The 14,264-nt window shown below is 63.7% G+C and carries 12 protein-coding genes; 5 read left to right on the top strand and 7 right to left on the bottom strand.

Translation table 11 applies throughout. The features are described from left to right. The first annotated feature begins 7 nt into the window (after positions 1-7). Positions 8-613 (top strand): acyl carrier protein phosphodiesterase, encoded by a 606-nt coding sequence (locus Lysil_RS03045; RefSeq protein ID WP_103074085.1) that lies wholly within the window; start codon positions 8-10, stop codon positions 611-613. On the opposite strand, the gene Lysil_RS03040 is transcribed toward Lysil_RS03045, so the two are convergent. Beyond that, entirely contained in the window at positions 610-1,839 is a 1,230-nt protein-coding gene (locus Lysil_RS03040; protein ID WP_103074084.1) for an MFS transporter, read from the bottom strand. The two genes, Lysil_RS03045 and Lysil_RS03040, sit on opposite strands and share 4 nt — an antisense overlap. Before the next feature lie 216 nt (positions 1,840-2,055). On the opposite strand from Lysil_RS03040, the gene Lysil_RS03035 reads away from it, so the two are divergent. Beyond that, positions 2,056-2,358 (top strand): hypothetical protein, encoded by a 303-nt coding sequence (locus Lysil_RS03035; RefSeq protein ID WP_103074083.1) that lies wholly within the window; start codon positions 2,056-2,058, stop codon positions 2,356-2,358. Positions 2,359-2,372: 14 nt separating this feature from the next. Beyond that, on the top strand, positions 2,373-2,987 hold the full coding sequence (locus Lysil_RS03030) for an HNH endonuclease (RefSeq protein ID WP_103074082.1): 615 nt from the start codon (positions 2,373-2,375) through the stop codon (positions 2,985-2,987). A 50-nt stretch (positions 2,988-3,037) separates the two neighbouring features. Here Lysil_RS03030 and aceE read toward each other — a convergent pair whose 3' ends face one another. After that, positions 3,038-5,734, bottom strand: coding sequence for a pyruvate dehydrogenase (acetyl-transferring), homodimeric type (aceE, locus tag Lysil_RS03025; RefSeq protein WP_103074081.1), 2,697 nt, complete (start codon positions 5,732-5,734; stop codon positions 3,038-3,040). Positions 5,735-5,823: 89 nt separating this feature from the next. After that, the gene (locus Lysil_RS03020; RefSeq protein ID WP_103074080.1) at positions 5,824-6,738 is read right to left on the bottom strand and encodes a glycosyltransferase family 2 protein; all 915 of its coding nucleotides are present in this window, start codon (positions 6,736-6,738) and stop codon (positions 5,824-5,826) included. A gap of 79 nt (positions 6,739-6,817) precedes the next feature. Here Lysil_RS03020 and Lysil_RS03015 point away from each other — a divergent pair, with 79 nt between their 5' ends. Both Lysil_RS03015 and Lysil_RS03010 read left to right on the top strand, forming a co-directional pair. Further along, positions 6,818-7,651, top strand: a complete 834-nt coding sequence (locus tag Lysil_RS03015) for a glycosyltransferase family 2 protein (protein ID WP_240600048.1) — start codon at positions 6,818-6,820, stop codon at positions 7,649-7,651. Positions 7,652-7,653: 2 nt separating this feature from the next. After that, positions 7,654-8,547 (top strand): glycosyltransferase family 2 protein, encoded by an 894-nt coding sequence (locus tag Lysil_RS03010; RefSeq protein ID WP_103074079.1) that lies wholly within the window; start codon positions 7,654-7,656, stop codon positions 8,545-8,547. On the opposite strand, the gene Lysil_RS03005 is transcribed toward Lysil_RS03010, so the two are convergent. The 4 genes from Lysil_RS03005 to rsgA all read right to left on the bottom strand — a co-directional run bounded on the left by Lysil_RS03005 (position 8,504) and on the right by rsgA (position 14,222). Next, a complete protein-coding gene (locus Lysil_RS03005) occupies positions 8,504-9,508 on the bottom strand; it encodes a glycosyltransferase (RefSeq protein ID WP_103074078.1) in 1,005 nt (334 codons plus the stop codon). The genes Lysil_RS03010 and Lysil_RS03005 overlap by 44 nt on opposite strands. 4 nt (positions 9,509-9,512) lie before the next feature. Further along, a complete protein-coding gene (locus tag Lysil_RS03000; protein WP_103074947.1) occupies positions 9,513-11,804 on the bottom strand; it encodes an NADP-dependent malic enzyme in 2,292 nt (763 codons plus the stop codon). 68 nt (positions 11,805-11,872) lie between these two features. Beyond that, a complete protein-coding gene (locus Lysil_RS02995; protein ID WP_425477143.1) occupies positions 11,873-13,081 on the bottom strand; it encodes a flavohemoglobin expression-modulating QEGLA motif protein in 1,209 nt (402 codons plus the stop codon). A 46-nt stretch (positions 13,082-13,127) separates the two neighbouring features. Next, a complete protein-coding gene (rsgA, locus tag Lysil_RS02990; protein ID WP_103074076.1) occupies positions 13,128-14,222 on the bottom strand; it encodes a ribosome small subunit-dependent GTPase A in 1,095 nt (364 codons plus the stop codon). Between the last annotated feature and the right edge of the window lie 42 nt (positions 14,223-14,264).

The following is a 14,264-nucleotide window of genomic DNA, read 5'->3' as shown; positions in this document are numbered from 1 at the left end:
AGATGTCATGAACTATCTCGCGCATGCTTGGCTGGCGCGCCACTCGGACGACGCCATCCTCGGCGCGCTGCTCGGCGATTTCGTGCACGGGCAAGCCGCATTGCTGGACTGGCCGCCAGAGGTGCGCACGGAAATCCTCCGTCATCGCCACATCGATCGCTACACCGATACCCATCCCGCGGTCGCCGCAGCGCGCGTCCAGTTCGGTGATTTGCGTCGCTATGCCGGCATCGCCCTGGACGTGTATTTCGACCACTGCCTGGCGCGCGACTGGTCGCGCTGGAACGACGGCCCACTCGATGACTTCACCGCGCGCGTCTATCGCGTACTGCAGGAACATCGCGACACCTTGCCGCCACGCTTGCAGGCCATCGCCCCGCACATGGCGGCACACGACTGGCTCGGTTCCTATGGCGAACGGGCGAGCGTGGATCGTGCCATGCGCGGCATCGCCACCCGACTCTCGCGCAATGGTGATCGCTTGATCGCCTGCCTGCCCGTGTTGCGCGAAAACGAGGCCTCGATCAACGCGACCTTCGACGCATTTTTCCCCGACCTTGTCACTGCTGCAGCACTGATGAGCGACGAGCCCGAACCAGCCGTCGCGCGTTAACCGGCTGCGACCGTGTCCGACGCGAGCTGCGCACGCTGTTCGCGCCGCGCCAGCGCGTACACCAGCAAACCGCCCACCGCGGTCGCTGCACCGACATAGCCAGTGGATGTCCAGCCGTAGCCCGCGGTGATCGCCATGCCACCCAACCATGGCCCGAATGCATTGGCCGCGTTGAATGCGGAATGGTTGGATGCCGCCGCCAATGTTTGTGCGCTGCGTGCCACGTCCATCAGATGCGATTGCAGGATCGGCGCCAATGCCCCCATGGTTCCGACCGCGACGATTGCCGGCAGCACCGTCCACCACGCATGCGCGGCGAGCGGAAACACCAGCAACAACAATGCCGACCACACCAGCACCATCGCCGCGGCACGGAAGCCGTAACGATCGAACAACCAGCCGCCCGCCAGCGTGCCGAGAATTCCGCCGATCCCGAATGCGATCAGCCCGATCGGAATGAAACTCCTGGGCATCCCGGTGACCTGCACCAGCGTCGGCGAGAGGTAACTGAAAACGCAGAACATGCCTGCGAATCCGATCGCGCCGATACCCAGCGACAACCACACCGGCGCGCGATTGAAATCGCGCAGCTCGGCCAATGCATCCGCGCGCGGCGCACCCATGCCGGATGGCAGCACGCGCGCGGTCATCAGTGCTGTCGCGATCGCGATGACGCTGACCAGCCCGAACGCGTAGCGCCAACTCAACATCTGCCCCAGCCACGTCGCCAACGGATTGCCGATCAGCAATGCCACCGACAAGCCCAACATCACCCGCCCGACCGCAGCACCCCGCTGCGACGGCGGACTGATATGCGCGGCGACCAATGCCGCCACACCGAAGTACGCGCCATGCGGCAATCCGGCGATGAAGCGGAACAGCAGCATCGTCTGGTAATTCGGTGACAACGCACTCGCCAGGTTGCCCAACGCGTAGAAGCCCATCAGCACCAGCAACAACGTGCGCCGCCGCAAACGTGCACCAAGGATGGCGAGCAACGGCGCGCCCACCACCACACCCAGCGCGTAGGCGCTGACCACGTGCCCGACCTGCGGCTCGCTGACACCGAAGCCGCGCGCGATCTCGCTGATCAGGCCCATCACCACGAACTCGCTGGTACCGATGGCGAAACCGCCCATCGCCAGCGCGAAGATGACCCACATCACTTGGCGTGGGGACAGGGGGGCGTGGGGGGTTGTGATTGGGGCGGATTGGGTAAGGGTCATTCGGTTATTGTGCGCCGCAATATGGTTCGGTAGCGGTGAAAACGATGGCAACCCATCGCACGTGTATCTTTTCCATTCAAAAGAATCACCGGCATGCCTGCCCAGCACGCCATCACCCTGTAGCCATTAATTTCGAGCCGGGGCAGTTGGGTTCCCAAAAATTGCTTGCCTCGCCTTGGAGCGGCTACCCTGGGACATCTTTGAGCCGGCCCGCCCATGTCCATCGATTTCGAATTCGACAGAGCTGTTCGACTGATGGCATTCAAATGGCTGGACTCCCAAAAGGCGATACATGGTGACGTGCTGCCAAGAGAAATCCTTGAGCGCGGCTTTGTTTTCAATGGTTCGAATGTCCCAATCGTCGGGCCTCAAGGAATATTCAAGCCTCGAATCATTAAAAGCATTCCTCTTTCCATTACGACAATTCCGGGAGGCCCCCTGACGATGATCTCCGGGATGGTGCATCCGTCATTCATTACCGATACCGGGGAGAAAACCCCAATCATCATGAAAATGTAGGCGTTCGATTGGCAATGGATACGCAAACACCCCTCGTTTACTGCTATCGCATCATGCCGGGCAGTTACATCGTTTCCTATCCTGTCTTTGTTTGCGGAGACAAGCCCGATGCCCTCACCTTCGATATTCAGTTGGATGACGAAGTCGGTCTACTCCATTACGCGCGGTCACAACCCAGCGAACTAATTGCGGAAAATGCCATCCATCGTCGCTACATCACGACAACGGCAAAACGACGTCTTCACCAGGTTGCCTTCCGTGAAAGGGTCTTGAAGGCTTATCAAACTCGCTGCGCACTATGCATGTTGAAACATGCCGCTCTGCTGGATGCGGCTCATATCATTCCTGACGGCGAACCAGATGGCGAACCAGAGGTTTCCAATGGCTTGTCCCTGTGCAAAATCCACCATGCGGCTTTCGATCTCAATTACTTGGGAATCACGCCAGGGTATAGGGTGGAAGTTCGTCGGCAACTTCTGGATGAAATAGACGGTCCGATGTTGCAGCACGGAATAAAAGCAATGCATGGACAACGCATTGCTCTGCCAAACTCTCGCCGAGAACGTCCGTCAGTCAAGCGGTTAGAAGCACGTTTCGAAAAATTTCGGCTCGCAGACCAGACGTCATAGTCAAAAAAAGCGGCCTTGCGGCCGCTTTTCATTTACACCTTGATCCGAACTCAAACCCCGATCGGATTCGGCTTGTCCACGTCGATCCCGAACACCTTGATCGCCTTCTCGACATCCTTGGCGGTCAGCTTGCCCTCTTCGGCCAACGCACTGACTGCGGCGAACGCAACATGGTTGCGATCGACTTCGAAGTGACGGCGCAAGTTCGCGCGGGTGTCGCTGCGACCGAAGCCGTCGGTACCAAGCACCACATAACGGTTCGGCACGAATTCGCGGATCTGGTTGGCGAAGGTGCGCACGTAGTCGGTGGCGGCGATCGCCGGGCCATCGCGACCGCTGAGCAGCTGCGTCACGTAGGGCGTGCGCTTGTCCTTCGCCGCTGGATGCAGGCGGTTGTAACGAACGGCCGCCTCGCCGTCTCGCGCGAGTTCGGTGAAGCTCGGGCAGCTCCACAGGTCGGCGTCCACGTTGAATTCTTTTTTCAGCAATTCCGCCGCCGCGATCACTTCGCGCAGGATGGTGCCGCTGCCCATCAGTTGCACGCGTAGGCCGCCCTTCTTCGACTTCTCGCCTTCGCGCAGCAGGTACATGCCTTTGATGATCCCGTCCGCGCTGCCTTCCGGCATCTCGGGATGGGTGTAGTTCTCGTTCATCAGGGTCAGGTAGTAGTACTCGTCCTGCTGCTCGGCGAGCATGCGCTGCATGCCGTGCTGGACGATCGTCACCACTTCGTAGCCGAAGGTCGGATCGTAGCTGCGGCAGTTGGGGATGAAGCTGGTCTGGATGTGGCTCTGGCCGTCCTCGTGCTGCAGGCCTTCGCCGTTCAGCGTGGTGCGACCGGCGGTGCCGCCGAGCAGGAAGCCGCGCGCGCGCATGTCCGCCGCCTGCCATGCGGCATCGCCGATGCGCTGGAAGCCGAACATCGAGTAGTAGATGTAGAACGGCATCATCTGCAGATCGTTGGTGCTGTAGCTGGTCGCCGCAGCCATCCACGAAGCGAACGCACCCGCTTCGGTGATGCCTTCTTCCAGCACCTGGCCGGCGGCATCCTCGCGATAGAACATCAACTGGTCGGCATCGACCGGCTTGTACTTCTGCCCCTGTGGCGAGTAGATGCCGAGCTGGCGGAACAGGCCTTCCATGCCGAAGGTGCGCGCTTCGTCGGCGACGATCGGCACGCAACGCGGACCGACCTGCTTGTCGCGCAGGATGATGTTGAGCGCCTGCACGAAGGCCATGGTGGTACTGATCTCGCGATCGCCGGTCGATTTCAGCAGGCGTTCGAACGTGTCCAGCTTCGGCACTTCCAGCGAGGTGCTGGCCTTGCGCCGACGCTGCGGCAGGAAGCCGCCGAGCGCGTTGCGGCGTTCCAGCATGTATTGCACTTCCGGCGAATCCTTGCCGGGATTGAGGAACGGCACGTTGCCGTCCTTGAACAATTCTTCCGGCAAATCCTTCTCGAGCTTGAAACGATCGCGAAACGCGAGGACCGATTCGTTGTCGAGTTTCTTGGTCTGGTGGGTGGGATTGAGCGCTTCGCCGGCGCCGCCCATGCCGTAGCCCTTCACCGTCTTGGCGAGGATCACCGTCGGCACGCCTTCGGTCTTCATCGCGTTGTCGTAGGCGGCATACACCTTGTGCGGATCGTGGCCACCGCGGTTGAGGTGCCAGATGTCGTCGTCGCTCATGTTGGCGACCAGCTTGGCGGTTTCCGGATACTTGCCGAAGAAATGCTCGCGCGTGTAGGCGCCGCCGAAGGCCTTGCAGTTCTGGTATTCGCCGTCGAGCGTTTCCATCATCAATTTCTTGAGGATACCGTCCTTGTCCTGCGCCAGGAGCGGATCCCAGTAACTTCCCCACACCACTTTCAGCACGTTCCAGCCGGCGCCGCGGAAGTTGCCTTCCAGTTCCTGGATGATCTTGCCGTTGCCGCGCACCGGGCCGTCGAGGCGCTGCAGGTTGCAGTTGATGACGAAGACGAGGTTGTCGAGGCCTTCGCGGCCGGCGACCGAGATCGCGCCCAGCGATTCCGGTTCGTCGGTTTCGCCATCGCCGAGGAAGCACCACACCTTGCGGTTGGTCTTCGGCATCAGGCCACGCGCTTCCAGATATTTCCAGTGGCGCGCCTGGTAGATCGCCGCGATCGGGCCGAGGCCCATCGACACCGTCGGCAGCTGCCAGAAATCCGGCATCAACCACGGATGCGGATAGGAACTGATGCCCTTGCCGTCGACTTCCATGCGGAAGTGGTCGAGCTGGTCTTCCGTCAGGCGGCCTTCCATGAAGGCGCGCGCGTAGATGCCCGGCGAGCTGTGGCCCTGCACGCCGATCAAATCACCCGGGTGATCGGCGCTCGGAGCGCGCCAGAAGTGATTGAAGCCGACGTCGTACAGCGTGGCGCTCGACGCGAAGCTGGCGATGTGGCCGCCGAGATCGCCCGGCTTGCGGTTGGCGCGGACCACCGTCGCCATCGCGTTCCAGCGGATCATCGAACGGATGCGCCATTCCATATGGGCGTCGCCCGGCAGCGCCGGTTCCTGCCACGCCGGGATCGTGTTGAAGTAGCCGGTGGTCGGCGAGAACGGCAGCTGCACGCCGCTGCGGCGGGTCAGTTCGACCATGTCTTCCAGCAACTGGTGCGCGCGCTCGGGGCCGCGCACATCGATGACGGACTTGATGGACTCGACCCATTCGCGGGTCTCGGTCGGATCGGGGTCGTTCTGCAGCAGGTCGTTCAGCCAGTCCATCGCGGCACCTTGGTTGTGGTGTGTCGATGGAGTCTAGCAAGGGCGGCGGGGTTCGATGCAGGGATTTTGTTTTGATCCGGGCATAAATATCAGCGCCCGCGCAACCCCTTCCAGATCGCCCCGGCACGAAGCTTCGCCAGCGACAGCTTCGGCGAGCGCGGATGGTCGAACAGCGCGCGTATCCGCCGATGAAGTTCTGGATCGAGGCGATCGCGCACGGGCCAATACTCGCGGTATTTCTTCTTGAAGAAGGCGGCGTATTCGCGATCGCCCAGCAGGCCTTCATCGAACATCCAGTTGGCGACCTGCAGTTCCTCGACGAAATTCAGGCCGCTGCGATAAACGCTGGTGCTGACGTTGCGTGGATGCTGGCGGTAGTAGTCCAGCAATTTCCCGCTGATATGGACCTTGCCGAGGCGGGCGAGGCCGATCCAGAACAGCCAGTCGCCGCAGAACTTGTAGTCGAGGTACTCGCGCGGAACCTGTTCGTACAGGTCACGCCGCCACACCACCATGCTGGCGTTGTAGATCGACGTCGGCGCCATCTGGCGGCGGATGAATTCGCGCCCGTCCAGCGTCTCGGCGAGACGATCGGCCTGCGATTGCCAGTTGAGGGCACCATCGGGCCCGACGAAATAGGCCTGGCAATAGGCCAGCACGCAGTCGGGATCGCCGCGCAGGCCTTCAAGCAGGGTTTCAAGGAAAGTCGGTTCGCACCAGTCGTCGCTCTCGGCGATCCAGATGTAACGCCCGCGCGCCAAGCCAATGCCCTTCTGCCACTGGCGGAAGGTACTGCCGCTGTTGGCCTCGTTGCGGACCAGATGAGTGACCTGGGGATGGTCGCGATAGCGCTCGAGCACGGCCATGCTGTCGTCGGGCGAGCAGTCGTCAAGCAGGATCAGTTCGAAATCGCGCCAAGTCTGCGCGAGAATGGACTCGATCCGCTGCGCCAGGTAGGGCGCGTGGTTGTAATTGGGGACGATGACGGAGACTTCGGGGGGCATTCGGCGAAATTTCCGTGTGGGCGTGACGAATGCCACTTGATCGGGGCAATAATATCCGACCTCGATCACATTCTCGCCCGTGACCACTGCCAGCCTCGTCGTCTCGACCTACAACTGGAAAGAAGCGCTGGCGCTGTGCCTGCAAAGCATCGCCGCGCAGAAGGTGCTGCCGATGGAAGTGATCGTCGCCGACGACGGTTCGCGCGCGGACACCGCCGAATTGATTCGCACCATGGCGCGCGATTTCCCGGTGCCGCTGATCCACGCCTGGCAGGAGGATGACGGCTTCCGGCTGGCGCGCGTGCGCAATCTCGGCATCGCCGCGAGTTCCGGCGACTACGTGATCTTCCTCGATGGCGACCTGATCCTGCACCCGCTGTTCGTCGCCGACCACCTGGCCACGATCCGCCCCGACATCTTCCTGCAGGGCGGCCGGCTCAATGCCACGCCGGAGGAATCTGCGCGACTGCTCGCGGGCGGCAAACCGAAATTCTCGCCCTTCATGGACATGGAGGGCCGCTTCAAGCGCAAGCACGCATTGCGACTGCCGTGGCTCGCGCGACGCAAGGCGCGGAATGCCGAAGGCGGACAGATGATGGGCTGCAACATGGGCATCTGGCGCAGCGACCTTGATCGCGTCAACGGCTTCGACGACAACTACGAAGGCTGGGGCCGCGAGGACGACGACATTTCCGCACGCCTGAAACACGCCGGCCTGGTGCGGCGACCGCTGCGCTTCGCCGGATTGGCGATCCACCTGTGGCACAAGACGCGCTGGCCCGATGGCATCCCGCCCACCGAAGTCCTGCCGAACGATCGCTTCTTCGACAAGGTCCTGGCCGAACAGACAATCCGCTGCGAACGCGGACTCGACGCCCACGTCTCCGCACGCCACGCACCCCCACGGCAATGATGATGCGCAGCAGCCTGCTGGTCACCACCTACAACTGGCCACAGGCATTGCATGCGGTACTGGCCAGCGTGCGCCGGCAAACCGTTTTGCCCGATGAAGTGGTGATCGCCGATGACGGTTCCGGCGCGGACACCCGCGAATTGTTGCTGGAGGAAGCGCGCGACTTTCCCGTCGCGCTGCGCCATGTCTGGCAGGAAGATCGTGGCTTCCGCGCCGCGAGCTCGCGCAATCGCGCATTGGCCGCCAGTCGCGGCGACACCGTCGTGATGATCGATGGCGACATGGTGCTGCATCCGGATTTCATCGCCGATCACCTTGCGTTGTCGCAACCGCGGTGTTTCCTGCAGGGCGGACGCATCCAGGCGACGCAAGCGCTGACACGGCGATTGCTCGATGGCGCGACGCCGCGCTTCCATCCCTTCATCGATGCCGACTTCAACGCGCAACACGGCGACGAACGCCGCCACGCCATCCGCAACCTCGCATGGGCGCGCAAGAAGGCCGCATCCGCCAACGCCGGCTCGACGGTGATGAGCTGCAACCTCAGCGCATGGCGCGACGATCTCGTCGCCGCCAATGGCTTCGACGAACGCATGGAAGGCTACGGCAGCGAGGATCTCGAACTCGATTTGCGCCTGCGCAATGCCGGATTGCGACGACAACGCTTGAAATTCGCCGGGCTGGCCATCCATCTTGCCCATTGCTCCCGGGCACCCACCGATCCCGAAGACCTGACGATGCCGAACAATCGCATCTTGCGGGAAACGGCGGACACACACGCCACCCGCTGCGTACTCGGGATGGATCGCTACGCGGCGGAATACGCCACGCCGCCGCCCGACCTGCGCATGCTCAGCCGATCAGCTGCGCCAGCGCCGACTGCATCCGTGCGCTGAACCCGGCGTCGTTGTCGAGATACCACCGGCGCGCGTTTGCGCCGATGCGGTCAAGTTCGTCATCGGGCATCGCGACGAGGCGCTCGATCGCTGCAGCCATCGCCGCATCATCGAAGAAATACGTGGTGGCGAGATGCTGGGTGCCGGTGCGATTGGCGGCAACCAGCACGCCACGCTCCGGCGTCACCAATTCGTTCATCGGTTCACCGTCGGTGGTGACGACCACCGCGCCGATGCTCATCGCCTCGACGATGTAGTGGCCGAAGCCTTCGGTTTCCGACGGGCACAGGTGGAAACGATGCGCGTTCTGCAGGCGTCGCAATTCGGCATCGTCGATGTAGTCGACGCGATGGACGATATTGGCCGCTGCGGGCTCGATCGCTTGCGCCGTACGCGGACTCTGCAGGATCGTCAGCGTCGGCCACTGCGGATGGCGCAGCCACAGCGCGATCAAGCGCTGCGTCCCCTTGTTGGAGCTGCGCCCGGCGAGATGGAAGAACGCACGTTCGCGCGGCACTGACGCATCGAGGCGATCGCCGCTGGTGAAGCCGCAGTACGCAACCTTGCAACCCTGTGCCTCGAAGATGCCGACCGCGTGCCGGGTCTTGACGAGCACGCCATCGACGCGCGGCAGCAACGCCACGTCCGCCGGCAGGCACCACTCCGGATTTGGCACGAAGAGCTGGTGCTGCGCCACCCCGAAATCCTCGGGACGCACGTGTTCCAGCATCAGGTTGGCGTCGAACTTCGAGCGTCCGGACAGGCGATGCAGCAGTGCACGCATCCGCATCAGCACGGGTCGCGACCACTTGCGCAACTTGCCGCGTCCGAGCGCGCTCACCACCACGGCATCGCCACCGCGACGCAAGGCCGCGACCAGCAATTCGATGTCGCGCGACAAGCCGACGCCGTTGTTCCAGGCGATCAGGTTCAGCGCACGCGGACGCTGCCGGGTCGTCATGGGTTCAACCGGCGTCGCTCTTGTGCGCCACCCGCAACTGCGCATCCACCGCGGCGATCGCGGTCATGTTGATGACGCGACGCGGGGTGGAGGAAGGCGTCAAAATGTGCGCGGGCTGGTCGATGCCCATCAGGATCGGGCCGATGGCGACGCCGTCGGTGACCACGCGCACCAGGTTGTAGCCGATGTTGGCGGCGTCGAGGTTGGGCATCACCATCAGGTTGGCGGCACCGTCGAGGCGCGTACCGGGGAAGATGCGCTTGCGCAATGCATCGTCGAGTGCGGTATCGGCCATCATTTCGCCGTCGATTTCCAGCGTCGGGCGCTTCGCCAGCACCAGTTCGCGCGCGCGCCGCATTTTCAGCGCCGAGGCATCGGAATGGCTGCCGAAATTGGAATGCGACAACAGCGCGACCTTCGGCTCGATGCCGAACAGCTTGAGCCGGTAGCTGGCCTGCAACGTTGCCGACGCGATCATCTCGGCGGTCGGGTCGAGCTGGACGTGGGTGTCGGTGAAGAACATCGCGCCATGGTTGTTGATCACCGCGGTCATCGCCGCGGTGTTGCTGACGCCCGGCTCGAAATCGAACACGCTGAGCAGATAACCGAGCTTCTTGTGGAAGCGCCCGACCAGGCCGCAGATCAAGGCGTCGGCGTCGCCGCGTTCCACCATCAATGCGGCGACCAGCGTCGGTCGCGAACGCACCAGGTTCTTGGCGGCGTCCTCGGTGATGCCATTGCGCTGGTTGCGCTCGTGGTAATGGCGCCAGTAATCGTTGAAGCGCGGATCGTCGTTGATGTTGCACAGTTCGAAATCGACGCCGGGGCGCATGCGCAGGCCGAGCTTGGTAATGCGGCGCTCGATCACTTCCGGACGGCCGATCAGGATTGGCTTGGCCAGTCCTTCGTCGATCACCGATTGCACCGCATGCAGCACGGTGTATTCCTCGCCTTCGGCATAGACCACGCGTTGCAGGTCGGCGCGGGCGCGATCGTATACCGGCTTCATCATCAAGCGCGTGCGGTGGATGAACTGCCCGAGTTTTTCCTCGTAGGCCGCCATGTCGGCGATCGGGCGCGTCGCCACGCCGGATTCCATCGCCGCGCGCGCCACCGCCGGCGCGATCACCAGGATGAGGCGCGGATCGAGTGGGCGCGGGATCAGGTATTCGGGACCGAACTTGGGGATCTCTCCCGTGTAGGCGTTGCCGAGATCGCTGGCTTCGCGGCGGGCGAGATCGGCGATCGCGCGCACGCAGGCCAGCTTCATCGCCTCGTTGACTTCGGAGGCGCCGACATCCAGCGCGCCGCGGAAGATGTAGGGGAAGCACAGCGCGTTGTTGACCTGGTTCGCGTAGTCGCTGCGACCGGTGGCGATGATCGCGTCGGGGCGCACCTTCATCGCGTCTTCCGGCATGATTTCCGGATAGGGATTGGCCAGCGCGAGGATGATCGGCTTGGCCGCCATCTTCGCCACCATGTCCGGCTTCAACACGCCGCCCGCCGACAGGCCGAGGAAGATGTCGGCGCCGTCGATGATGTCGTCGAGCGTGCGCTTGTCGGTATCGCGCGCGTAACGCAGCTTGTCGGGATCAAGGTCGTCGCGGCCGGTGTGCAGCACGCCGCCACGGTCGAGCGCGTAGATGTGGTCCTTGCGCAGGCCGAGCGCCACCAACATGTCGAGGCAGGCGATGCCGGCGGCACCGGCGCCGGTGGTTGCGAGCTTGACGTCCTCGATCTTCTTGCCGGCGACTTCCAGCGCGTTCAACACTGCCGCACCGACGATGATCGCGGTGCCGTGCTGGTCGTCGTGGAACACCGGGATCTTCATCCGCTCGCGCAGCTTGCGCTCGATGTAGAAGCACTCGGGTGCCTTGATGTCCTCGAGATTGATGCCACCGAAGGTCGGTTCGAGGCTGGCGATGATCTCGACCAACTTGTCGGGATCGCGCTCGGCCAATTCGATGTCGAAGACGTCGATGTCGGCGAATTTCTTGAACAGCACGCCCTTGCCTTCCATCACCGGCTTGCCGGCCAGCGGGCCGATGTCGCCGAGGCCGAGCACGGCGGTGCCGTTGGTGACCACCGCGACCAGGTTGCCGCGCGCGGTCAGTTCGCTGGCGAGGGCGGGATTGGCGGCGATCTCCTCGCAGGCATAGGCCACGCCCGGCGAGTAGGCCAGGGCGAGATCGCGCTGGGTGACCATCGGCTTGGTGGCGCTGATCCGGATCTTCCCGGGCGGCGATTGGCGGTGATAGTCGAGTGCCGCTTTCCGGAAATCGTCCTGGTCTGACATCGTCTCGGGATCAGTCATTATGTCCTTGGCATTCTAGCGCGCGCGGCCTACAGGGGGCTTTCGGAACGCTAGAAATCGGCCAGATCGAAATGGTCGGTGATCTGGTCGAGGCGGATGCGGTTGGCGAACAACGAGAACGCCAGCATCCCCGCCAGTCCGTTCGCGCGCGTCACCCAGCGCGGCAGCCAGCGCGGCGGCGCCAAGGTGCCATCGGCGAACAACGGCTGGAAGCGCTGGACGTCCTGCAGCGTCATCTTCCCCGCGAACAGCAGGCGACACAGCGGCAGTCGATCTTGCCGCAACGACCAGCGGAAGAAGGTGTGCACCGCGACCAATCCGCGCAAATATACCGTGTCCTTGGTGAAGGCGAGGCCGCCGCTGGTCGGCACGCCACGGAACACGCGCTGCGCCGACGCGAAGCTTTCCTGCTGGTCCTGCCCGGCATCGAGGAAGTACTGGAATACCTGCACGAAGTCGGCGCCGGCCAGCGCCAGCGCCACCGCTTCGATGCGCAGGCTGACGCGCTTCATGCGCTGGATGTCGGTGCTGCCGGTGATCTGCTCGGCGAAGGTGGCGAGTCCTTCCTGGGTCGCGGTGACGCGCGGCGACGACAGTTCCAGGCTCTTCAGCACCGGTTGTTCGCGGCCGTTGAGCGCGGTCAGCGAGTGGACCAGGGCTTCGTGCTGAAACAGTTGCGCGCGATCGTAGTCGCTGAAGGTGGCGCTGGTGCGCAGGCGGATGCGCGTCGCCGCAGCGGCGGCCTTGGCGATCAGCTGCGGATCGAGTTCGACGGTGATGATGCGGCCTTCGAAGAAATCGTCGAGGTCGTTCTGCAGTTGCAAGGCCAGCGCGGTGGCGGAAATCGGCACGGACTCCGCCGGCGACAGCAGTTCGCGATCGAGTTCGCTGGCAATCCCGATGAAATGGCGCGCGGCTTCCAGCGTGCTCGGGCCATTGCCGGGCAATGGTTCGTCGGGACGGCCGAACAGTTGCAGCGAGACTTCGCTGACGCGCGCGGTACCGAGATGTTCGAGCAGGTCCGCCGCCAGCGACCAGCTGTGTGCGCTTTCGATCAGGTAATCGCCGACGGGATGGCCCGGCTCCGCTTCTCCGGCGATGGCTTCCAGTTCGCGGCGGGCGTCGCTGAAATCGTGTGGCGGGTAATCGACCACCGGATTGATCTTCTTTCCGGCGTTCCAGGCATCGAGGAACGGCTGCTGCAAACTCGCCGGCCAACTCACCATGTTGAGCAGGCGCAGGCCGCGCGCGGCGTGCACCAGTCGCGCATCGAGCGCGGCGTAGCGTTGCTGTTCGGGCGTCAGCTCAGTGCCCGTCACGCTTCCGGTCCTGCCATTTGTTGGATGCTCGCGTGCCGCGCTTTTCACCAGGCTTGCGCTCGTCGGCGTTCTGGGCCTGGCGCGTTTCCAGCGTCTCCGCCGCGACCGCGACTTCATCGGCGAGCTTGCGCCAGTTGGCCACGCGCAGTGGATCGAGCGTGCCCGCTTCGATCGCCGCGCGCACCGCGCAGCCGGGTTCGCGTTCGTGGCGACAATCGCGGAAACGGCATTGTTCGGCCAGCGCATCGATGTCGGCGAAGGCGGAACGATCGGGTTTTTCCTCGCCGGTCGGCTTGAGTTCGCGCATGCCCGGGGTGTCGATCAGGCACGCGCCCGACAGCAGCGGCAACAACGCGCGATGGGTGGTGGTGTGGCGTCCGCGCGAATCGCTGGCGCGCACGTCGCCGGTCTTCATGCGTTCGTTGCCGAGCAGGGTATTGGTGAGGGTGGATTTGCCGGCGCCGCTCGATCCGACCAACACAACGGTATGTCCCGGCTGCAACCACGGCGACAGCAGCGCGACCGAATCGGCGTCCTTGGCATTCACCGCGTGCACGGCCACGCCTTCGTCGCGGATCGGTTGCAACGCCGCGAGTGCGGCGTCGATGTCGGCGCCCTTGTCGGACTTGGTCAGCACGACGACGGGTTCGATGCCACCGCCGTGCACCAGCATCAGGTAACGCTCGATCCGGCGCGGATTGAAATCGGCGTCGAGTCCGGTGACGACGAAGGCGGTATCGATGTTGGCGGCGATCAGTTGCTGGCGGTAATGCTCGCCCGCCGCACCACGCTTCAGGGCGGAACGACGCGGCAACAGCGCGACGATCTGCCCGCCTTCGACCAGCACCCAGTCGCCGACGCCGGCGCGCTGCAACGGATCGTTCAGGTTGCGCTGCCATTCCGGCGGGGATTCGGCGGAGAACAACTCGGCATCCGGGCCATCGGCCAGGCGGTAGCCGCTGCGGTGCTGTTCCGCCACCCGCGCCAGTCGCGCCAGCGGGTGCCGCGCCTGCAATTCCAGCCACTCCGGGCCCGGCTGCACGGGCCAGCCGATGGCTCGCAGGCCGGCGGCGGGGGTCACACGTGGCTGGAAATCATGGGCATGGGAGGATTCTAGCGGTCG

The sequence above is a fragment of the Solilutibacter silvestris genome (assembly GCF_002895945.1).
GTDB classification, from domain to species: Bacteria; Pseudomonadota; Gammaproteobacteria; order Xanthomonadales; family Xanthomonadaceae; genus Solilutibacter; species Solilutibacter silvestris.
The sequence above is the reverse complement of the archived record's forward strand: the minus strand, read 5'-3'. Positions and strand labels throughout refer to the sequence as shown.